Origin of the sequence: Chryseobacterium sp. R2A-55 (assembly GCF_021401085.1) — a bacterium.
Taxonomy (GTDB): Bacteria; Bacteroidota; Bacteroidia; order Flavobacteriales; family Weeksellaceae; genus Kaistella.
Window position 1 is genome coordinate 217638 of the sequence record NZ_JACBFP010000003.1, and the last position, 22677, is coordinate 240314.

The 22677-nt window shown below is 38.9% G+C and carries 19 protein-coding genes, 2 rRNA genes and 1 pseudogene; 8 read left to right on the forward strand and 14 right to left on the reverse strand.

Annotated features, from left to right (window positions below; all coding sequences use genetic code 11):
• Positions 1 to 203 precede the first annotated feature (203 nt).
• From L0951_RS06200 to L0951_RS06210, 3 genes are all read right to left on the reverse strand, one after another.
• Complete coding sequence (locus L0951_RS06200) at positions 204 to 1745, reverse strand: ComEC/Rec2 family competence protein (RefSeq protein ID WP_234110363.1); 1542 nt, start codon at positions 1743 to 1745, stop codon at positions 204 to 206.
• A gap of 290 nt (positions 1746 to 2035) precedes the next feature.
• Positions 2036 to 3142 (reverse strand): lipid-A-disaccharide synthase, encoded by a 1107-nt coding sequence (lpxB, locus tag L0951_RS06205; RefSeq protein ID WP_234110364.1) that lies wholly within the window; start codon positions 3140 to 3142, stop codon positions 2036 to 2038.
• Positions 3143 to 3242: 100 nt separating this feature from the next.
• Positions 3243 to 3491 carry a hypothetical protein gene (locus L0951_RS06210; protein ID WP_234110365.1) on the reverse strand — a complete coding sequence of 83 codons (249 nt, stop codon included), beginning with the start codon at positions 3489 to 3491 and terminating at the stop codon, positions 3243 to 3245.
• Between the two features lie 215 nt (positions 3492 to 3706).
• On the opposite strand from L0951_RS06210, the gene L0951_RS06215 reads away from it, so the two are divergent.
• From L0951_RS06215 to guaB, 3 genes are all read left to right on the forward strand, one after another.
• Positions 3707 to 4216 carry a DUF2480 family protein gene (locus L0951_RS06215; protein ID WP_234110366.1) on the forward strand — a complete coding sequence of 170 codons (510 nt, stop codon included), beginning with the start codon at positions 3707 to 3709 and terminating at the stop codon, positions 4214 to 4216.
• 251 nt (positions 4217 to 4467) lie between these two features.
• Positions 4468 to 5124 carry a DUF937 domain-containing protein gene (locus tag L0951_RS06220; RefSeq protein WP_234110367.1) on the forward strand — a complete coding sequence of 219 codons (657 nt, stop codon included), beginning with the start codon at positions 4468 to 4470 and terminating at the stop codon, positions 5122 to 5124.
• Between the two features lie 173 nt (positions 5125 to 5297).
• Positions 5298 to 6758, forward strand: coding sequence for an IMP dehydrogenase (gene guaB, locus L0951_RS06225; RefSeq protein ID WP_234110368.1), 1461 nt, complete (start codon positions 5298 to 5300; stop codon positions 6756 to 6758).
• A gap of 88 nt (positions 6759 to 6846) precedes the next feature.
• On the opposite strand, the gene L0951_RS06230 is transcribed toward guaB, so the two are convergent.
• Positions 6847 to 7740, reverse strand: a complete 894-nt coding sequence (locus L0951_RS06230; protein WP_234110369.1) for a T9SS type A sorting domain-containing protein — start codon at positions 7738 to 7740, stop codon at positions 6847 to 6849.
• A 200-nt stretch (positions 7741 to 7940) separates the two neighbouring features.
• Here L0951_RS06230 and L0951_RS06235 point away from each other — a divergent pair, with 200 nt between their 5' ends.
• Positions 7941 to 8384 (forward strand): DUF6759 domain-containing protein, encoded by a 444-nt coding sequence (locus L0951_RS06235; protein ID WP_234110370.1) that lies wholly within the window; start codon positions 7941 to 7943, stop codon positions 8382 to 8384.
• A gap of 2 nt (positions 8385 to 8386) precedes the next feature.
• Here the strand turns inward: L0951_RS06235 and L0951_RS06240 are convergent, their stop codons facing one another.
• Positions 8387 to 9616, reverse strand: coding sequence for an OFA family MFS transporter (locus L0951_RS06240; RefSeq protein WP_234110371.1), 1230 nt, complete (start codon positions 9614 to 9616; stop codon positions 8387 to 8389).
• A gap of 341 nt (positions 9617 to 9957) precedes the next feature.
• Between L0951_RS06240 and nirK the strand changes: the two are divergent.
• The 3 genes and pseudogenes from nirK to L0951_RS06255 all read left to right on the forward strand — a co-directional run.
• Positions 9958 to 10971: pseudogene (gene nirK, locus L0951_RS06245) on the forward strand (copper-containing nitrite reductase); the annotation flags it as partial.
• 54 nt (positions 10972 to 11025) lie between these two features.
• The gene (locus tag L0951_RS06250) at positions 11026 to 11862 is read left to right on the forward strand and encodes a formylglycine-generating enzyme family protein (RefSeq protein WP_234110372.1); all 837 of its coding nucleotides are present in this window, start codon (positions 11026 to 11028) and stop codon (positions 11860 to 11862) included.
• 195 nt (positions 11863 to 12057) lie between these two features.
• The gene (locus L0951_RS06255) at positions 12058 to 12630 is read left to right on the forward strand and encodes an SCO family protein (protein WP_234110373.1); all 573 of its coding nucleotides are present in this window, start codon (positions 12058 to 12060) and stop codon (positions 12628 to 12630) included.
• A gap of 59 nt (positions 12631 to 12689) precedes the next feature.
• Here L0951_RS06255 and L0951_RS06260 read toward each other — a convergent pair whose 3' ends face one another.
• The 7 genes from L0951_RS06260 to nadD form a co-directional block, all read right to left on the reverse strand.
• On the reverse strand, positions 12690 to 13376 hold the full coding sequence (locus L0951_RS06260) for a T9SS type A sorting domain-containing protein (RefSeq protein WP_234110374.1): 687 nt from the start codon (positions 13374 to 13376) through the stop codon (positions 12690 to 12692).
• Between the two features lie 4 nt (positions 13377 to 13380).
• Positions 13381 to 13971, reverse strand: coding sequence for a phage tail protein (locus L0951_RS06265; protein ID WP_234110375.1), 591 nt, complete (start codon positions 13969 to 13971; stop codon positions 13381 to 13383).
• Positions 13972 to 14247: 276 nt separating this feature from the next.
• Positions 14248 to 15318 carry a DUF4407 domain-containing protein gene (locus L0951_RS06270; RefSeq protein WP_234110376.1) on the reverse strand — a complete coding sequence of 357 codons (1071 nt, stop codon included), beginning with the start codon at positions 15316 to 15318 and terminating at the stop codon, positions 14248 to 14250.
• 141 nt (positions 15319 to 15459) lie between these two features.
• Positions 15460 to 16014, reverse strand: coding sequence for a crossover junction endodeoxyribonuclease RuvC (gene ruvC, locus L0951_RS06275; protein ID WP_234110377.1), 555 nt, complete (start codon positions 16012 to 16014; stop codon positions 15460 to 15462).
• A gap of 142 nt (positions 16015 to 16156) precedes the next feature.
• A complete protein-coding gene (locus L0951_RS06280; protein ID WP_234110378.1) occupies positions 16157 to 18370 on the reverse strand; it encodes a TonB-dependent receptor domain-containing protein in 2214 nt (737 codons plus the stop codon).
• 281 nt (positions 18371 to 18651) lie between these two features.
• Positions 18652 to 18990, reverse strand: coding sequence for a DUF3817 domain-containing protein (locus L0951_RS06285; protein ID WP_234110382.1), 339 nt, complete (start codon positions 18988 to 18990; stop codon positions 18652 to 18654).
• 18 nt (positions 18991 to 19008) lie between these two features.
• Entirely contained in the window at positions 19009 to 19605 is a 597-nt protein-coding gene (gene nadD, locus L0951_RS06290) for a nicotinate (nicotinamide) nucleotide adenylyltransferase (protein WP_234110379.1), read from the reverse strand.
• 333 nt (positions 19606 to 19938) lie between these two features.
• Here nadD and L0951_RS06295 point away from each other — a divergent pair, with 333 nt between their 5' ends.
• Positions 19939 to 21543 (forward strand): hypothetical protein, encoded by a 1605-nt coding sequence (locus L0951_RS06295; RefSeq protein ID WP_234110380.1) that lies wholly within the window; start codon positions 19939 to 19941, stop codon positions 21541 to 21543.
• Positions 21544 to 22394: 851 nt separating this feature from the next.
• On the opposite strand, the gene rrf is transcribed toward L0951_RS06295, so the two are convergent.
• Positions 22395 to 22503, reverse strand: a 5S ribosomal RNA gene (gene rrf / locus L0951_RS06300).
• 66 nt (positions 22504 to 22569) lie between these two features.
• Positions 22570 to 22677, reverse strand: a 23S ribosomal RNA gene (locus L0951_RS06305); the annotation flags it as partial.

Sequence of the window (22677 nt, forward strand, 5' to 3'; positions counted from 1 at the left end):
TATGTAAAAGTGAGATTCATCAGAAATATTCAGTTTGTAATGTTTCTAAATAAGAAGAAAAGTTAAAAAACCAACTGAAACACGAAAACAGCAAAGCGCTAATCTCAATCTGGAAAATCAGCTGGTTTCGCCAAATCAATTTAATGGGCTCCGTTCATTACCATTTGCGCCATAAAGACCATTGCAGCTGATCCCCATGTAAATTACCTACTGCTCCTCAAGTCATAGACTTTTCCATCAATATGAACGGTTTCGATATTTTTTGGAATAAATTTGATCTCAAAATCTTTTGTCCGGCGAGCGGTCAGATAAGGTTCAATTACGTAAGCTTTTAGTTTTTCCAGATCCAGATGCTCTGGAATCAGGAATTGCACTTTTTCATTTCTCTTAACAGAAATCAGCTTTTCTTTAAAATATTGGTGAACCAAAACTTCATTGATTTGATCTGCCCTAAAATTTAAAACGAACCTCAAAGCAGCAAACAGAGCCAAATAGTAAACGACTTTCGATATACTTTTTAGATTGAATTTAAAGATCGCATCCCTCAAGTAAAAGATGATCACAAAAAGAACTGCGACTTCAAGCAAAGTGATTGGGATCATTTTATAAAAAGCCATATCAATGTTCGCAAAAAAATGAATCACCTTCAAAATCCAGATCACGCAAAAATCATACAAGCTATTGATCCATGAAAAATCAATAGAAAATGCGATCAGAAATGTCATCAACAAAGCGAAAATGATCAGGATTTCCGCCACCGGAATCACCACCAAATTGGCGACCACTGAAATGAGCGACCACTGGTGGAAATAATAGACCACCAATGGAAGCGTTGAAATCTGCGCCGCCAAACTTATCGAAACCACATTGACCATGAAATTTTGAATCTTATTCTTCGGTTTGGGCAGATATTTCAAAATGGGCTGATTCAACCAGAAAATTCCGAAAACTGCTGCAAAACTCAATTGAAAACCCACATCAAAAAGCTGATTCGTATCCACAATGAGAATAGCAAACGCCGCAACCGCCATGGAATGAAGCAAATCCGTCTTTCTCTGAAGCAAAACATATATATAATAGCATGAAATCATCACGCAGCTCCGAACAACGGAGCTTCCGTAATCAATGAAAATGGCAAAGGCCCAAATTAAGACTAAGGAAATAATAATTTTGAAATTTCGAAACCTCCGTGGGAAAACAGGCTTCAAAACAAACAAAATAAGCATGTAAATAATCGCCATGTGCGATCCGGAAATAGCCAAAATATGCATTAAACCAGACTTTTGGAAGTCCTGCACAGTTTCTTTGTCCATTTCTGTGCGGTCTGCCAAAATAATTCCTTTGGTGAACTCACGGGTTTGTTTGCTGAGATGGGCGGCATCAATTTTACTTAATGTTTCCAAGCGTTTTTGACGGATTTTTTCCGCAAAACTGAGATCATTCCTTACTCCGCTTTGATATGAATTCGGGAGATAGCTTTGGAAATAAATATCCTTTCTGGAAAGATATTTTCCATAATCAAACTGAAAACCGCTGTAAGGCTTCGAAATGGGATTTACAAAAGCTTCACCTTTATAATAATGCCGGAAATCAAGATCCTGCTCTTCTTTCGGCATGGAAAGTATGCTCTGAAAAAACTGCCTGTTGCACCATGCGGAAATCTCGTAGCGCTTATTTTTATCATTGGAATTGAGTTTTTGATTGATCTTAAAATAGATGAATTCCTTCCCATGAAGTCGAGGCAATTTCGGTTTCTGAAGCTTCAATGAATGGGCAAAAAGACCTAATGAAAAGAACATCAGTAATAAGAAACAATATCGAAACCGCGCAACGAAATAATTTTTTACCAGAAAGGAGAGCAAAAATAAAAAACTGATTACCAAAATAATCTGGATCAGCTTTTCATTCAGCAAAAAATAATCCTGCAAGAAAATTCCAAGAATAAAAAACGTGCAGAGAATAAATAATGGCTGCTTTTTCAAATGGTGTTTTCGCGCAAAAATATCAAATTACTTTGATAAAATCCACCGTCAAATCACCCATTTACGATCACTTCGGCGGCATGGTCACTTGCTCCTTTTCCGCCCAGTTTTTCACGAAGAAGTTCATAATTACGGAGGATTTCCTGCCGTTTTGCACCGTTGAGGATTTTGCTCAGTTCTGCAACTAAATTTTTTGTTGTAAGGTCTTTCTGTATCAATTCGGTCACGATCTCCTGATCCATGATCAGGTTGACCAAAGAAATGTATTTGATGTTTTTCACCAGACGTTTCCCGATTTCATAGGAAATTCTGCTTCCGCGGTAACACACCACTTCGGGAATATTGAGCAATGCCGTTTCCAGAGTTGCTGTTCCGGAAGTTACCAAAGCTGCTTTGGAAGACCTCAGCAAATCATAGGTTTTGTTGGATACAAAATGTACATTTTCATCCACATATTTTTCGTAGAAACTTTTCGGCAAACTTGGCGCACCCGCGATGACGAACTGATAATCCGAAAATTCCGAACGAACGGAAAGCATCAAATCCAGCATTTTGGCAACTTCCTGCTCGCGAGAACCCGGAAGAAGAGCGATAATCTCTTTTTGATTCAGCCTGTTATCTTTTTTAAATTCTTGGATATCAAGTGGTTCCAGCTCTGAAATAGCATCCAGGAGCGGATGTCCAACGAAATGTGCATCCACGGCGTGCTTTTTATAGAAATCCTTTTCAAACGGAAGGATCACCAACATTTCATCTACGAATTTTTGAATTTTTTCTACCCGGCTTTCTTTCCACGCCCAGAGTTGGGGAGAAATATAGTAAACCACCTTGATTCCCAAATTTTTCGCAAATTCTGCAATCCTTAAATTGAAACCTGGATAATCGACCAGGATCAAGACATCCGGGTTGTAGTTTTCGATATCACTTTTGCAGAATTTTATGTTTTTAAGAATGGTTTTCAGATTTTTGGCCACTTCCAAAAAACCCATAAAGGCTAATTCCTTGTAATGCTTTACCGGAGTGCTTCCCGCCACTTTTTGCATTAAATCTCCACCCCAGAATCTGAATTCGGCGCTGGTATCTTTTTTAAGGACAGATTTCATTAAGTTGGAAGCGTGCAGATCTCCGGATGCTTCTCCTGCGATGATGTAATATTTCATTAAGAATGTTGATGAGTAAAAAAATCAACTGAATTTCTATATTTTCTTGGTCTTGATGAGCTTCCCAAACGGTTAGAACCAAAATTTCCCTGTCAAATATTTAGTACACAATCAGGCAAATTCTCACCAGAGCAGTTCGCACCTTGACCACATTTGTTTCTCTTCCGCTAAATGGATTTTCTAAAACAATATTCCTTTTTTCATTAAATAGCAGATTCCACTTCCTGCTATCATTCACAGTCTTGCTCCTTTTATCCCCATAGGAAAAAGGTGTTTTCTGTCTTTCATCGATTCTGCCGATCCGGTAACTTTCCCTGTTTTGCGAACCATTTCTTTTTTTCTTCTTCATCGGCTAAAAACTCGCCCCTCAAATATTGAACATGAGCTTCTTCAAATTTCCTGATCAGTTCCTCCGGATAGATGAAAATCGCTTCAATTTCGGCCAGAACAGCTTGATCTTGAGTTGAATCAATTTTTCGTTTTAAGCATTACTTTCTTTCCAGAGTTGTCATTTTTCCGGTCTTTTTATTATGCTTAAATTTGCTTTTCAAAGATAACAAAAAAATGTCCGAAGATTTTGAAATAAAAAATAAAGTTGCGGAGAGCGGCTTGGTGAATTTCGACCTTTCCAAACTGGTTCCCGAAGGAAAAAGAATCGGAATCGATCTGAAGGATTTCCTTTTTGAAGGTTTGATTTTAAGAGAAAAAGATTTCCGTGAAAAAGTTTCAGCAGTCAATCCCGAAGAATACCGTGATGCGTTCATCTATATCTACAATTCCGCCGAAGCGATTGTTCCGCTTTGGGCATATTTTCTCATCACTGCGAAATTGACTGACGCGACAAAAAAAATCATCTTTGGAAGCCGTGAAGATTTGGAAGTTCTACTCATGCACAATGCTTTACAAACCTACGATTTCACAGATTTAATGGGCAAAAGAGTCCTGGTAAAAGGTTGCAGTGATAAGTCCATTCCCGAAAATGCCTACATCGAATTGGTGGAACAGCTGAAACCGATCGTGAAATCCCTGATGTTTGGCGAAGCTTGTTCCAATGTTCCGATTTTTAAAAATTAAGAATGAATTCCAAGATTTACCCTTAATGCATCTTTTTCATTTTTATTTTTATTGATGCGTCGGGAAGTTTCAGCGAGCCGGATGACCCTCAGTGCTGAAGAATACATCAAGTTCAAAATTTCCCAATGTTATGCTCTGGAAGAAATTAAGAAATTTGAGTTGCTTCCCGCACAAATTCATTTTTTTTTTCGGCAGGTTTTTTGATCGCTTTAATCATCATAATTTTAGTAACACAAAAAAACCAACCAACTATGAGTTTAATTGACCTCATCACAGGAAATGCCGGAAACCAAGTTGCAGCAGACGCTGAAAACAAATTCGGAATCAGTAGAAATCAGGTAATCGCACTTATGGCAGTGGCTGCACCGCTGGTTATTTCTTACCTTAGAAAAAAATCACAGGAAAGTCCGGCCGAAGCAGACGCCTTAAATAATGCTTTAGACAAAGACCACGACGGAAGCATCCTGAACAACCCTTCACAGGCAGCCGCAAGACAAACTGAAGGTGGTTCAATTCTGGAGCATATTTTTGGGAGCCAAAAAGCAGACGTAGAGAATCAACTTTCGCAAAGCACCGGAATTTCCGTGGACAAAATGGGACCTATTTTAGGAATGCTGGCTCCTCTGATCATGGGATATATCGGTCAGCAAAAGCAAGCAAGCGGTGTTACATCTGGTGGCGGATTAGGTGATTTGTTGGGCGGGATCCTGGGAAATGCATCCAGTCAAGTGCAGGAACAACAAGCTCAGGGAAGCGGAAATCCGATCACCGATATTTTAGGCAGCGTTCTTGGCAGCGGTCAACAAGGTGGAATTGGGAACATAATCGGAAGCATTCTTGGCGGTGGCGGAAACCAACAACAAGGTGGACTTGGGGGAATTTTAGGAAATATTTTGGGTGGAAAATAATTTGTGGAGAAACAGTTTTCTGCACTAAACTCATTATGCAACCTCTCTTGATTTTTCTTAAGGGAGGTTTTTTTTCATTTTTTCCTCAGGAACCTAAATTAATTTTCTTTCGCAAAAAAACGGATTATTTTCAACTTTCGCAAAAATGTTGTAATTTTGCGCAGAAAGTAAAGATGTCTATTCACAGCAAAATCACAGAAACAGCCATCACTTTCGATGACGTTCTACTCATTCCCTCTTATTCAGAGGTTTTACCGAACCAGGTTTCCCTAAAATCAAGACTTACCGACAAAATTACGCTCAATGTTCCGATCGTTTCCGCAGCAATGGACACGGTGACTGAATCCGATATGGCGATTGCTTTGGCGCGGGTCGGCGGAATTGGTTTTATCCACAAAAATATGCCGATCGATGAACAGGCTGCACAAGTCTATCGGGTAAAACGTTCCGAAAACGGAATGATTTCCGACCCGGTGACTTTGTCCAAAGATCATACTCTGAAGCAGGCCAAAGAACTGATGGCGAACTATAAAATTTCGGGATTACCAGTGGTAGATGCTGAAAACACACTGATCGGAATCATTACCAACCGTGATGTGAAATACCAGGAAAACCTCGAAGTGAAAGTGGAAGAATTAATGACGAAGGACAAACTCATCACCTCCGGAAAAAACACCACTTTGGAACAAGCCAAGAAAATCCTGCTCGAAAACCGCGTGGAAAAACTTCCCATCGTGGATGAGAATTTCAAGCTGGCTGGGTTAATCACCATTAAAGATATCGACAATCAAATGGAATATCCCAATGCCAACAAAGACAAAAACGGCAGACTGATTGTGGGAGCCGGAGTGGGCGTTGGTGAAGACACCATTGATCGGGTTTTTGCCTTGGTGAAAGCCGGAGTGGACATTATTGCGGTGGATTCCGCTCACGGACATTCACGAGGAGTTCTGGACAAAATTTCGGAAATCAGAAAAAATTTCCCGGAGCTGGATATTGTCGGCGGAAATATTGTAACAGCAGAAGCCGCAAAAGATTTAATTGAAGCAGGCGCAAACGTGCTGAAAGTGGGAGTCGGTCCAGGATCCATCTGCACAACCAGGGTGATTGCAGGGGTCGGCGTTCCGCAACTTTCTGCGATCTATAATGTTTTCGAATATGCGAAAACTAAAAACGTAACCGTCATCGCCGATGGTGGAATCAAGCTTTCGGGAGACATCGTGAAAGCAATTGCTTCTGGAGCCAATGCGGTGATGCTAGGTTCACTTCTTGCAGGAACGGATGAAGCACCGGGTGAGGAAATCATCTTCCAGGGAAGAAAATTCAAAGCATATCAAGGAATGGGAAGTCTTTCGGCAATGAGAAGAGGCGGAAAGGAAAGGTATTTCCAAAGTGAGGCGAAAAAATTTGTTCCCGAAGGAATCGAAGGTCGTGTTCCGCATAAAGGAAAACTTGAAGACGTGGTCTTCCAGCTAACCGGCGGAATCCGTGCGGGAATGGGATATTGCGGAACCAAAGATATTGAAACTTTGCAACGGGACAGCAAGATGGTGATGATTACCGGAAGTGGGCTGAAAGAATCGCATCCACATGATGTAATTATTACTCAGGAAGCACCGAATTACTCGCTCTAAAATGATGAAATCCGGTTTTCGGAATTCATAAAAATAAAATCAGCTGCAAAATTATTTGCAGCTGATTTGTTTATCGGTGTATTAGGAATTATTCCTTAATCACTTTCTTGCTTTCCACAGTTCCATCTGCGAAGGTGATGCTAACAATATAGCTTCCTTTTGCAAGGTCTTCCACATTGATTACATTTTCAGTGGTTTGTTTCACTTTTCTTCCGGTCATGTCGAAGAAAGTTACGTTTGCCACTTTTTTATCAGCAGTAATATTCAAGACCTCAGTGGTTGGGTTCGGATAAACGTTGACTTTTGTTTTGTTCACGTTCGACACAGCCAAAGCAGCATCTGCAGCAATCACGATGTTGTCATATCCCGCATTGTTTGTTCCAGAAGCAACCAAGTCTATTTCTGTTGGGTAATGATATGCCTCTTTAGCGAAAGGTCCGTAATTGGTTCCGTTAATGGAAACGTTCATGGTTCCCTCAGAAATGTTATACGTAACGATAACTTTGTACCAAGTATTTGCCGCAATGTTTGGAGTCAATAACTCCCCACTTAAATCAGCATCAAAATCCGCCTGATCAGCAAGCCAAGCTCCATTGGTTGGGCTCAAATATATATCAAAGATTGCATAGTAGTTAGTTCCATCGGATTCATAGACCTGCATTTCCGCCCAGTTATTTCCAGTGTACATTTCGACCTCCGCTCTGAAAACCTCGTTGTCCGGATTAGCTAAGCCCATATTGATTTCCTTATAAATAAATTGAGGATCACTCGTCGCAGTGGTATTCATCCGCATCGATTTTCCATGTGCACCATCAATCGTTGCAATTTTAACGCTTGACGCACTACCGCCTTCATTGGCCCACCCTCCTTGGGTTCCTAGATTTCCGATGGTGTAGGATTCAAAATTGTCTGTCCACAAAGTTTGTGAATACGCACTCACTGCCAAAGTTGCAGCGAAAACAAAAGATAAAATTCTCTTCATAATATCAAAATTGGTTAATAAAGGGGCAAATATAAGCTTTTTCCCGAAAAAAGCCCTTAATCAAAGGAATCCTGAGCAAAGAAATTGCTGCTTAGCCGATCAGCAAAGCAATTCGGTACGGTGAACCCTGTTCTGAAAATTTCACTTTTTGCTAAAAAACATGTAGCTTTGTGTAATGATGAATTTCAGGAAAAAATTTGATGAGATCAGTTTACGCCCTTTTTGTTTTTCTTTTGGTCAGCAGCTGTGAAATTTTGCCGCTGAACAAGCCGAATTCCGGAAATTATCCCAACACGGCAAACACCATCATCAACGAAAGTAAAGAATTTGCGGAGCTGATGGAGGCAGATAAAATCGACAAAAGAAAAGTAACCGCACAAGTCCTGACTTATCTCCTAAATGATTCCGACCCGAATGATCCCCAAACTGCCGCAGTAATTACCAATGAATCCAACTGTGATATCATTGTGCGATTGGTGGGCACCAAAAACAAAAAGTTTTATAATCTACCCGTTGCAAAAAACAGCAAAAACCAGTTTTTGATCAGAAAAGGAGGCTACACTTTGAATTCCAATGTCTGCGGCGCGAAGTATTACTCCCAGAAAATCATCGTGGAACCGCTGATTATTACTCTTTCAAACTGATTCTAATGTTCAGGCGCACTCATTTTTGGGTTTAAGAAAAAGGATAAAACGAATCCGGCTGTAATTAAGGTCAATCCCACGCCAAAAGAATAAACTGACGCATTTTGCGGAAAAATATCTTTCAGCAGAGCCGTAATCTGCGGACCGAGAATTCCACCGATTCCCCACGCCGTCAAAGTAGCGCCATAAACTGAAGCCATCAAACCAGCCCCAAAACGCTCTCTGACCAATGAAGGCAAAACTCCAAAACCACCTCCATAACAAAGTAAAACAACACATACTCCAGTAGAGAATACCCAGATATTTTGTGTGAAAATGAGGATTAGGAAAACCACAATCTCAATGACCAGGATCATGCGAAAAGTGGGAATCCTGCCCAATCTGTCAGAAATTCCGCCCCAGAGAAACCTCCCGAATCCATTAAAAAGGGCACTCACCGCTATTAAGGTTGCTCCACTTTTTTCAAGAAGTTTGGGATCAGAAGTCCCCGAAGTTTTCATCAAATCCTGGAGGAGCGGCGACTGAAATGAAATGAAAATCATTCCGGCTACAATGTTGAACATAAAAATCAACCAAATCAGCACATAGTCGGATTTTAGAAGAACACTGAAAATATTCGCTTCATGAGTTGCCCGGTTTTCTACCGGTTTGAACCGCCCCAGTTGGGAAGCAAATAAGGGAAGAAAAATGAACAGGATTATTCCGCTCCACAAAAAGACCTTTGCCAAATCCCCATCGAATAAATCCAGAAAGAAAGGTGCTAAAATTTTGGACATCACAAATGCACCCAATCCGAATCCCATCACGACCATTCCCGTCATGATCCCCTGCTTTTCCGGAAATATCTTGGAGACCACTGCAACTGGCGTGACATAAGCCAGTCCCAAACCAAATCCGCCAATCATCCCGAAACCCAAATAAAGCAAGACAAGGGAACCCGCCTTTAAAGCTAAAAAAGAAATGATATATCCCAAACCATAAAGGATGACTCCGCTTAAAGCAAGGCGTCTTGCCCCAAATTTTTCGATTTTTGTTCCTGCCCACGCTGCGGTAAATCCCAACATCAGAATTGATGAACTAAACGCCCAAGCTGTCTGCGAATTCGACCAGCCGAACGAATCTGTAATGGGTTTCTGAAAAAAACTCCATGCGTAAACGGTTCCCAAACCAAGATGCGTCAATGTGGCGGCAATTGCAACGAACCATCTGCTGGGATTTGTACTTTTCAACATTTTTTCAGATTTAAAACACGAAGATAAGAAGCCCGGTTTTCTTCTAGCAAAATCCGGTACTGATATATAGCAGGTAAAATTCCCTTTTGTCTATTTTACTTTTGACAAGGTTTAATGTGAAAGACGAAAAGCAACTAAACTTAGTGCAAAAACACTCCAAACCACTCATAAAAAGTGCTTTCCGGAAGTATCAGAAATTTCCCTATATTTAGGTTTTTCAATTTCAGAGCCGAGGTCTGACAAATCTCATACCATTAAATTTTAAAATGAATTTTAATTAGGATATTTTTGTCCTATTAAAAATAAAGTAAGAGAATTAAAATAATTAAACCGAAAATTAAATGAAAAAGATTGTGTCCATTTTGGCTGTTGGTCTATTGACGCTCCAAGCATGCAAGCAAAATTCAAGCGAATCCTCATCTGCGAATGCTGCGATTGATATGAAGGTAAGCGGCGAAACTGAAACCCAAAAAGTAACCGCACCACCTTTTGTACCGGCTCCTGTTGGTGACCGCGCTGCGAAAAAAGTAATCGTGCATCTTGAAGCAACGGAAGAAGAAGGCGAACTTGCAGATGGCGTAACCTACAAATTCTGGACTTTCAACCATACTGTTCCGGGAACTTTCATCCGAGTGAGAGTGGGTGACGAAGTGGAACTTCACCTAAAAAATAATTCAAACAGTGTAATGCCCCACAATATTGACCTTCATGCAGTGAATGGTCCAGGTGGTGGCGCCGAAGCGACCAACGTGGCTCCCGGAAAAACGGCCATTTTCCATTTCAAAGCTTTGAATCCGGGACTTTATGTGTACCACTGTGCTGCCGCTCCCGTTCCATTGCATATCGCAAACGGAATGTATGGGATGATTTTGGTGGAACCCGAAGGTGGACTTCCAAAAGTGGATAGAGAATATTACATCATGCAGGGAGAATTCTATACCAAAGGAAAAACCGATGAAAAAGGTCTTCAGGAATTTGACCAAGATAAAGGAATTGACGAAAAGCCAACTTACGTAGTATTCAACGGCAAGAAAAATGCGTTGATGGGTGCAAATGAACTTCAGGCAAAAGTGGGCGAAACCGTGCGTTTGTTCGTAGGAAACGGCGGACCCAACCTGGCTTCTTCTTTTCACGTGATCGGCGAAATCTTCGACAGAGTTTGGGTTGAAGGCGGAAGCAAAATCAATGAAAACGTGCAAACAACTTTGATTCCGGCAGGTGGTGCAGTGATGGTTGAATTCAAAGTAGAAGAACCAGGTGAATATATTTTGGTGGATCACTCCATTTTCCGGGCATTCAACAAGGGTGCAATTGGAAAACTGAAAGTGACCGGCGAAAAAAATCCGAAAGTCTATAATAAGATACAGTAATTTATTTAGTTAGTTTTTGTTTTTTAAAAAGATTCCACTATGATTAAGATAATGCATATATTACTGATTGTTAGTGGAATCTTCTTTATTTCATGCGAGGAAAAATCCAATGAAGTCCCTAATAGTTTCAGTTTTGAAAATCAAAAGGAAGAACCGATTCATCCTGATGTCAAAATGATCTCCATCAAGGGAGGGAAATATCAACCGTTTTACAGAAAACAGGACAGTCTCATTTTGGTTAAGGATTTCGAAATCGATGAAAGACCTGTCACCAACGCTGAATTTCTGGATTTCGTGAAGAAAAACCCGAAATGGAAACGAAGTCAGGTGAAAACCGTTTTTGTGGATTCCACTTATCTGAAGGACTGGAAAGATGATGAGACTTTAGGAGCAGACATGAACCCAAATGCGCCGGTTACTTTCGTTTCTTGGTTCGCCGCAAAAGCATACGCCAAAAGTGCCGGAAAAAGATTACCAACCATCGACGAATGGGAATTTGTAGCAATGGCAGATGAAACCTCGTCCAACGCCAGAAAAAAACCATCCTATTCTTCAGATATCATCAAGCAGTACGAGGTGAAATTCAAGGAAAAAAATCCGGTGAAACAGTCGAAACCTAATTATTACGGAGTTTACAATATGTTTGACTTGGTTTGGGAATGGACCGGCGATTTCAATTCAGTTCTTACCACCAACGATTCCCGAACTGCGGAATATGATGACAAAGGTCTGTTTTGTGCAAGTGCAGCAACCACCTCCACTGATATTTTGAATTATGCCTCTTTTATGAGATACGCTTTCAGGCAAAGTTTGAATGCCAATTACACCGTTGCAAATCTCGGTTTTAGATGTGCAAAAGACATAACCATAAAATGAAAACGCTGATTTTTTAAACATTTAGGTTAGGAAAAGATTAAAAAATTTAAGCTCCATATAATTATGCAATTCTAAAGAATTGATTTCAGGTTCAGCCATCTTTACTTAATTTTCAATGGTGAAATTCAGCTATCAGCTTTGTGATGGTTCTTAAACAATTTATTTCCTTCATGGTAAAAACTTTAAGCTAAAAAAATGAAAAACTTTCTTTTAATTCTGTTCGCTTTCTTTGCCATTCTTTCATGCCAAAAAGAAGAGCAAACCGCTGTGGCCAAAAAAACCACTGATTCCGTTTTCTACCTCGATTCCCAATGGAAAAACCAGGATGGTGAAACCATTAAGCTAAAGGATCTGAAGGGAAAAAATCTGGCTATCGTAATGATTTTCACCAGCTGCAAAACTTCGTGCCCGCTTTTGGTAGCAGATATGAAAAAAGTGTACAGCAAACTGGACAAAGCGAAAATTAAAAACACCAATTTGGTACTCATCTCCATTGACCCTGCTAATGACACTCCAGAAGTTCTGAAAAAATTTGCCGTGGAAAGAAATATTTATGGCGATCCGTGGACTTTTTTGGTCAGTGACGACGAATCGATCCGGGAATTTGCCAACGTTTTAGCTGTGAAATACAAACAGATTTCTCCTATTGAATTCTCACATTCTAACCTGATTACCATTTTTGACCGAAACGGAGAAATGGTGGACCAGCAAGAAGGAGCCGGCGTGAATTCAGAATCAATTGCGAAGAAACTCAATGAATTGAACTGACAGCACCATACAAAAAAAGGCTGCAACCCAATGCAGCCGTTTTCATTTGACCAGAAAGTTTATTTTTTGATCAATTTAAACTCTTTTGGTTCAGCTTTAGGACTCAATATTTTCAAGATATATACTCCTGGAGCTAAATCTTTTACAATCACTTTGTTTCCAAAGTTTTGGGATTTAACCAATTGTCCGGCGCTGTTATAGACATTCACCGCATTCATATTCTCTATACCGGAAATGTTAATGACATCTGCAACCGGATTTGGGAAAATTTGGATTTTATCGATGTGCGACTGATCAACCGTTAATGCTGAAGAATGCACATCACCAGTAAGCACAGAATTTGTTGCGGAGAGATTTCCTCCACATTCGCCGTTGGTCACTGCAGTATTTTCAACCCAAGTTCCAAAACTGTTGCTTGGCGGATTGGTAGCCAAATTATTTCCTGTCGAATTATAATAAAGCAAAAAAGTACTTCCAAAATCTCCATTTCCGCTATCAGCAATAATCTCCCAACGAGTAAGCGAATTATTCCACTGGATTTTTAATTCGCAGGTTCCTATTCCACCACAAGATTGCGCTCCATCAACCGGAGTTGTGATGTAAATTTTCTTGTTTTGCGCATCAGCTCCAGTGTTGCTGAATACAAAATCTTGGTCATCGAGCAATCCGTGACATCCGTTAAAGGTGATTTGAGAAAACACGAAACTGCTCATTAACAAAAATAAGGGGATAAATTTCGTTTTCATAACCTTATGGATGAGAAGGAAAAATTCCCTGGAGTGCAATGATACACTTCAGCGTTAAATAGGGCTGGATATTCGTGTGTGGTAGATTTCCACCTGCAGGATTCACCATGGTAGCTTTCATTGTGGTATTTGTTGCAGCGTCGGAATACTCTTTATCGAGAAGTTTGGTATTTGCAGGTAAGGCATTGGTAGGAACATTCTGATTTCCTTCCGAAGTTACCGCATTAATGGTATGCGTATGAGCGGGCATTTCACTTGGAGTAAGTGTAACACTTTCCACGCCACCAACTTGTCCCTGAACATAATTTGATAAACCGGGACCTTGTCCATTATGCACCAAAATCCTTCCTCTCATGTCAGGTAATGCAAATGTTGTGGTTCCATTTCCTCCGTAAGTTGTTCCCAAAAGAGAAAATAATGCAGTGTTTTGTGCAATGGACAGAATCTGTCCGTTACATTCAGCCCATCCTACAGGTGCAAAGTTAAATGCCACAAAAGCAATTTGTCCGATAAAGGGTTCAGAAGCTTGAGCTTTCATCGATACTGGGGATGAAAATGCGGCCATTAACAAAGCCGCAAAGAAAAAGTTTCGCATAGTCTTTAGTTTTTAAGGTTAGAATTAATGAAAAAAGCAGGAGTACCTTCTTACGAAGCATCAACCTACTCGTTCAAAGTTACAACGCTCTGAATATAAAACTCTAAAAACCAAAGTTAATTTTTTGTTAATTTATTGACGTTGATGCACTTATGTTCAAAATAACGCAATCAAAAAAGAGGTTTTGAATCGAAACCACGAAATGAGAAACCCACCAATAGAATTCACCCGGAATACTTAATCTATTAAAAAAAAACCCGGATTGACAGTTAGGGATTATTTTTGAAGATCATCTTTAAAATCCTCAATTCGCCAATCCGTTCCTGCATTCCCTTTTTCCATTTTTTCTTTAGCATAAAGACGAAAATCGTTCTCTGTTTTGTCTAAAAGGTAGTCATATGGTCCAACGGAGGAAATCAACTTGACCAAAACCGGAGAAATCTCCAGACAAATAAATAATCCCAAAATAAATGATGCCGCAATTCCGATGATTGCTGAATTTTTTCCGAGTTCGTCCAACGCCTGAAGCCTCGCTGCAAATCCATTGAAACGGTCTTCGAAAGTTTCGGTTTTATTCCTTTCCTTTTCGATATTGGTGTATACTTTTGTGATTTCTTTATCCAAATATTCCAATCTCGGAGCCATGGATTTCCGATAGTTTTCCAAATCCTGGCGGCGCTGTTCCTTCAGTTCAGACTTTCTTTTGGCATTGGTCCCAAAACCGACTTTCCCGGAAGTCAAACCAGACTGCTTTCCCAAAATTTCTTTTTCCAGTTCCACCGCTGCGGAATCATACGCTTTCTGAAAGTCGGCAATTTTAGTTTGAATCTGCTTCTTTTCGGTTTCAAATGGACCGGATTGCTGCAGGATTCTTCCATTCATTTCCGCTTGGAGTTGGGTTTTGTTTCTTTGGATGATGGTGTTCAGCTGCTTGTTGACTTCTTTTTCGAATATTTTTAATTCCAGGGGTTTTGAAATAATGATTCCCAAAAATGCAGCCAGAATCAATCTCGGAATCGCCATTAATATTTGGTTCCACCAGGTTCCGGTTTTTTTGATCGAGGAAACGATATACCGGTCCAGGTTGAAAATCATCAAACCCCAAATCAAGGCAAATCCCGAAGAAATCCAAAGATCGTCAAATACCGTGAACATGGCATATCCCGCAGAAAGCGTGGCAAAAACCGCGGTGAACAAAACTATTCCGCCAATTCCCGCAAATTTGTTCCATTCGCTCGGCGTTTTTCTTAAAATATGAATGTTTCCGCCTGAACAAATCATCAGAAATTTCTGAAACCAGTTCATTTTTTGGTTGACGGTAATTGGATTTATTTTTTGAGGTTTCATTTTCTGAAATATTGAATTAAACAATGGGTACATTAAAACGCAACAATGTTACAGATAGTATTGGGTAATGCAAGGAGAGTCGATTATATTATTTTCTAAAATCAATTTATAGTTCAAAGGAATGAAAATGTGTGGATTATATCATTTCAAGCGTTCCGGATTCTGTTTCAGAAAACTTTCCCATCCGGTGTAATTCTTATCTGCGGAAACATTTCCTATATTGAAATGATGGCAAACTGCCACCGCCAAACCATCTGAAGCATCAAGATATTTCGTGGGGAATTCTTCTAATTTCAAAAGATTTTTCAACATTCCTGCAACTTGTTCCTTACTTGCATTTCCGTTTCCGGTGATTGCCATTTTCACTTTTTTCGGCGAATATTCCGTAATTGGCACATTTCGGTGCAAACTTGCAGCCATGGCAACACCTTGTGCTCTACCCAACTTTAACATGGACTGCACGTTTTTCCCAAAAAAAGGAGCTTCCAACGCCACTTCATCCGGGTGAAATTCATCGATCAGAGATAAAGTCCGCTCAAAAATGTATTTTAGTTTCGTCTCGTGGTTCGGATATTTTTTCAGAATCAGCTCATGGATGGAGACCAGTTCCATTTTGTTTCCTTTCACAGAAATAATCCCGAATCCCATCACCGTGGTACCGGGATCGATTCCTAAAATAATTTTTTCGGTTTGCATTGGGCAAAATTAAGGAATTAGAAATTTAGAATAGCTTGATAGTGTAACGGAAAAAAAACCAGCATTTTTAGAAAAAATGCTGATTCTGAAAAGAACAATAAAATTTAATTCGGATATGAGTAATGAAATTTTGTTCCTTTATTTAATTGTTGCCAGTCCTACTTTTCACATCGTCATTCGCACCCTCTATATTTCGCAGTTTTTGCAACTTCTGGTTCCCAAATGTGTAGGTGGCGGTGAAAATAAATCTTCTTCTGTATTGACTTTGGTCCACAATATTATAATCACCATTGTTCTGATATCCTGTAATCTTAATTTCTGAGGTGTGGAACACGTCTCTTGCCTGCAAATTGAAAGTCCAGTTATCCATTGTTTTCTTCAGAGACAAATTCAATCCATGAACGGGTTCCAGTTTTCCCAATTCAATCATCAGACTTGAAGTGTAGAAATAATTCACGCCGAGAAACCAATCCTTTTTACTGCTTAATCTGATGGTATTCTGAAGATTAATTCCGTAAAAAGTAGTATTGTAATCAATCACATTCTTATTGAAAACTACTTCATGCTGCGTATCCGTGGGATCTTCAGATACTTCACCTTTGTACAGATGATGTCCTACAAATGCACTGTTATTCGCCATCCAGATTCCTTTGAAGAAAGTTTTTTGCATTCCCAGAGAAGCGGTCATCTCCTGTTTGTCACCATAATTTGTTCTGATGTATGCCAAAACCCGCTGATCTTTTGAATTAATTCCCTGCAGTGGAATCTGTTCTGATGCATCTTTCACATAAGAGTGGTTTAGGTTCAAGAAATAAGCATTTTTATACATGTACATGAATTCCTGGTTGTAGTAAGTTTCAGGTTTTGCAAAAGGATTGTTTTGAATATAATTTGTTTCTGTAAGATAGATTTTGTTCGGCGCAATTGCCCAAAACTGCGGACGCTGTATCCTGCTGGAAAAACTGTAAGAAAAATTATGCTTCTGATTCGGATTGTAACTCAGACTCAAGTAAGGGAGAAGGCCGTTATTGTCACGATTAATGGTGATATCTTTATCCAGAACAATTCCATCAGACATTGTTTTTTCAAATCGGAATCCGGCTTTGGTGGTCCATTTCTCTCCAAAATTTTTCTCTAAAGTGATATAAGCACTCGGGATTTTTTCGGTGTAAACAAAATGGTTTGATTGGTTCAGGTCAATTCCCGTCGGTGGAAGAATATTGATGAATTTCGTGTCACTGTCGGTTTTGGTGTGGTTAAAACTTGCACCAAAGCTCAAAGTGTAATCGTTGTTCATTTTTTTCACATAATCCGCCAAAATCCCAATATTATCAATTCCTAAAGGAATATTTTGCTGGAATTTTTTCAGCAACTCACCATTATTCTGTTGTGCATCCTGCTCGATGGTGGAACCGGTAATTTCCTCTTTTTTGATATGTTTCAGATAAGAAGAACTGATGCTCAGTTTGCTCCCTTTGTCATCGGTTTTCAATTCGTAATTCAAGTTGAACGAATGGTCATCAGATTTAGTATTGCCAAAGTTTTCCGTTCTGTTTCGCAGGATTTCACCCGTTTTCAAATTGGTTAGTTCATTAAATAAATCCGTGTGAAGTTCTTTGGATCGGTACGTATAATTGTTGTAAGAAAAACCAAGATTCTGCTTTTCATTGATTTCAAAATCCAGATTAAGGTAGCCACTCAGATTCGCTCCAATATTATCAATATTACCGGCCGAGGTTTGACGGAAGTCATTGTTCCCGTTTGCCAGCGAAAGAAATTGGCGGTTATTGTTTTGACCTGCATTGAAATTGGTTGAAAGCCCTAGTTTATCCTTTCGGTAATTCAAAGTGAGTGATGCTTTTTGGCTGTTAAAATAAGATTGGTTGTTTTCCATTCTCAGGTTTCCGTTCAGTCCGTCCGTCGGCTTTTTCTTAAGTACAATATTTACGATTCCCTGGTTTCCTTCCACAGCAAATTCAGAAGACGGCATAGTGATGACTTCAATTTTCTGGATGTTTTCAGATGGCATCGATTTTAAGAGTTCGATCACCGCATCTGGCGACATATTGCTTTTTCTTCCATTCAGATAAATCAGGACCGCATTTTTTCCCAGAATCTGCAATGTCTTATCGTCTGAAGCCGAAATCATCGGTGTTTCCTTTAACAGGTCAAAAGCATTTGATCCTTTGGCTATAGGTGAAGAAGCAACATCAAAAACCAACCGGTCCGCCTTTTTTTGGAATACTTTCTTGGTCAATACCACTTCATCGATGGATTTAGTTTGGGTGGAATCTTGTAATTGCGCAAAACTATATGTTGCAGCCAGCAAGAAAATAGGTAGGATGAGTGTTTTCATAATTTATTTTGATTTAAAGTTTAAAATTCGCTAGAAGAAACTGATGGCCTAAAAAACTTAATCTCAACCAGTTCTTTATTTCATTTACTAATTTCCTTTGCAAAGATATTAATTTATTTTAGTATCATGCAATACAAAGTACTAACAAATTCATTTAATTCACATAAAACATTGATAATCAAGTTAAAAAATTTTAATGAAATTTTAGGACTTCAGGTAAATGACAATATTAAGATGCAAAACATTACATCTTTAAAGGTGAATTTTCAGAAAAAATGAAATTATTCCCGGTCGAAACGAGCTAGTTTCTTTTCTATCCAGATAGTGGCGAAAGGGAAAAATGCTGAAATCAGAGCAAAGACGAAATCTTCATCGTCCCACTTGAAAATTTTTCTTGCCGGAAGGATGAGCAAGAGATAGAGCGTGAAAAACAAACCGTGGATATTTCCAATGGTTGCAATATAAATAATGGGCAGCAAACCATCACGGTCATAGCGGATCCAGATCATGGCGGAAAACAGAAGAGCCCAGGAAATCGCTTCCAAGTCACAGATTTTCTTGAACCATTTCGTGATTTTCTCCTCACCATGCTTTGCCAAAAACTGATTTACCATCTCCATATCATTTATTGTCACACATTATTTATAAAAACTGCTTCCATCCAAATATTCAAAAACCTCCGGAGGCAACATCGGTCGCACATTTTTACCCAGTTTAATCATCTCTCTAATTTCCGTGGCAGAAATTTCGATGATGGGTGCTTTTATTAATGAAATATTTTCATGATTTCTAAATTTCTGGTCACTGAGCGAAGCAGAAGTATCTCCCTCAAAAACTCTCGGATAAACGATGATCTGATAATTCTTAATCAAAGTTTCTGCGTTTTTCCATTTTTTTAAACCATCCAGATTATCTTCACCCATGATCAAAGCAAAGGAATGATCTGGAAATTTTTCCTGAAGATAAGTCAGCGTGTCAATGGTATAGCTTGGTTTCGGCAGTGAAAACTCCACATTGGAAGCACGCATTTTAGGGTAATTCTGCACGGCTAGTTGCACCATGTCTAATCGGTTGTGGTCCTTCAGCAAGGATTTTTTCTCTTTAAAAGGATTTTGTGGACTCACCACAAACCAAAGTTCATCCATATCAGAATTCTCCAGGATATAGTTCGCCAAAATCAAATGTCCGATATGAATTGGGTTAAAAGAACCGAAAAATAGACCGACTTTCTTCATTCCACTAAAATAATCCGTGTACAAAATTGACTTGCACAAGCGGAATTTCTTGAAATTTCATTAATTTGCCAAAGATAAAGATAATAAAAGATAGCCACTAATTCACTGATAAAAATTAGCGGTTTCTTGGCCCTAAAACGTCAGATAAAAATAAATTTGAATTCTGTGAATACTAAACTTCGCGTAATTCTGTTGAATTTTAGAAACAATCATATTTGAAATACAGTTATTAGATCAAACACTCTTCCAAATAAACCTTCATTTTCTCCCTTTAGGGAAGGGAAAATAAATATAGGTTTATTCTGAAAAACCAAAATTCAATTCAATTAGTTTTTGAAAATCCTTTTCAACATATTCTTGATACTTTCCTTCGTTTTCATCAAAGCGCAGCAAAAGGAATTTTGGTTGGTGGATGTTCAGACGAATAAGAAAATCTCGGTGAAAGATTCTGTTGCAGCAGTGAAGTTTCTGGATTCTCTTTCCCAAAACAACTTCTATCTAACCGAGTTAAAAAACGTCATTAAAACCGAAAATAAAACCGAAATTTTCTTTGATAAAGGTAAAAACTTCAATGAAGCTCAGGTGACAATTTCAGACAAAATCCTGAAAGAATCAACACAAGAGAAAACATTCTTTACCAAAAACCTGGATTCCCTAAAAAAGGAAATCAGCGAAAACTATCGAAATCAGGGATATTCTTTCAACCGTGTCAAATCCAAATTTTTGGGAATGAAAGATGGAATTCCTCAAGTACAAATTTCCATAATTCCAGGAAATCAGCGAAAAATTGATACATTCGTTTTCCGAGGTTATGAAAAACTTCCTAACCGTTTTGTGAAAAATTTGGAAAAAGAATTTAAAGGAAAAGTTTACGACGACCAAAATCTGGTACGGATCAACAAATCTCTGCAGAACCATCCCTTTCTACTTTTGGATAAACCGCCGCAAACACTTTTCACAAAGGATTCTACCCAAATCTTCCTTTTTACCCAAAAGAAAAAATCGAATACTTTTGACGGAATCATCGGTTTTGGAAATGATAAAACGGACAAATTCACTTTCAACGGAAGCATCAATGTGAATTTCAGAAATATGTTCAATAGTTTCGAGAGCATCAATATTTATTGGCAGAGAAATCCAGACCGTGGTCAAACTTTCGACTTGAAAACCGATATACCCTACCTTTTCGGCTCCAATGTGGGAACAAAAATCAATGTGAATATTTTCAGACAGGATTCCACTTTTGCCAATGTAAAACTGATTCCGGCATTTTATATTCATTTAAACAACCGTCAGAAAATAGGGGTTCGCGGAACTCTTGAAACTTCCACCGTGATGGATTCTCTTTATGTGGGCGGAAAAGATTTCAACAAAAAAGGGATTGGTGCTTTTTACGAATTCAATGAACCGTCGGAAATTGAACTTTTCCTTTACCGAACAAGGATCCGGGCGGAAGTAGATTATTTTTCAACCAATTATTCAAAAGAAAATGTAAATGTTTCCCAAAATAATTTCTACTTACTTGGCGAAAGAAATTTTCACATCAAAGACAATCACTATCTGAACTTAAAGGGTGAAACTGCACTGATCAACTCCAAAAACGAATTTGCGTCCAACGAACTCCTTAGATTCGGCGGCTGGAATTCCTTGCGTGGATTTAATGAGAACTCACTTTATGCAGATTTTTATTATTATGGAAATGCGGAATACCGCTACGTGATAGGCAATCAGGCTTTCTTCGATGTTTTTGGGCAATACGCACAATTGAACAACAAGACGCTTTCCTTAAAGCCAAAGTTTTACAGTTTTGGTTTAGGCTTTAATTTCTTTTTACCGATCGGATTAATGAGTTTCCAGATTTCCAATGGAAACGAATTCGGAAATCCGCTGAAGTTCAGTGACACCAAAATCCATTGGGGAATTATGAGCAGGTTCTAAGGCTCAGCAGAAGTTTTGAAGCTTTCGTAAAAACAGGTGAAATTCGCAACTCAGTGAATTGCTTTTAATTTTGGATTTTTTTGGGAGATGACAGAACATATCAAAAGTTTTTTGGCATACATACAATATCATATAGAATGGTTCTAACATTAAGTGTAAATTAACTTTGTTATACTTTTGTAATTCCTATTGGAATCTTACCATCAATTACATTACCTGGATATTCTGCAGAAGTTCTCGATTTTTTTTTATTCCTTATGGAATTTCAGTGATCAATAATAAGCATATTGTTTTACAGCTGTTTCACGCTGCTGTACCTGAATCAATTGTTCTATAAGGGAAAATTTTGTTTTCAGAAATGATGCCGGTTCTAAATGTAATATTCGTTTATTGTTTTTCTCCAAAAGGAGATCATTCAATTTAGATTTACATTTAGGGGATTTGACTTCATTAGCTATTCTGACTTTTTCAAATATAGATCTATTAGAATTGTAATATTTCCAAGCAATCTCATTAAAATCGAATTCCACTTAAAGATTCAAATCCTCTAAAAAGAAGAAAAAATGTACATGATTGAAGCTGAAATTTCTTTTCTAGGCCACGTTGTGCTAACAACCACAATTAATTAGATTTAACTCAAATAAAGACCACTTCAAAATTAAGTAACAAATTCGGATTTTGTTTACAGAAAATGACAACGGGAATTGAAATATATAGAGAAATGGTGACGAAAACAAGCAAATAACGTACTGCGACTGTAAAGACCAAATACAATCAAACTATTTTCTGCGCAAGGAAAAATGAAACAAAAAAAATCCCCAACCACTTTGTGGTTGGGGATTTTGAAAAAAAACTGGCGGCGGCCTACTCTCCCGCTTGTCGCAGTACCATCGGCGCTGGAGGGCTTAACTTCCGTGTTCGGAATGGGAACGGGTGAGCCCCTCCGCTATAGCCACCCTAAATATATAGACGGTAAAGTGTGGTCACAAAGAGCAAACCTTTAGCACGCCTTCCGGCGCCCAATCAGGCAATAAATCTACGGGTAATTAGTACTGCTCGGCTATGCCGTTGCCGGCTTTACACCTGCAGCCTATCAACGTGGTCATCTCCCACGACCCTTAAAAGATGTCTCAT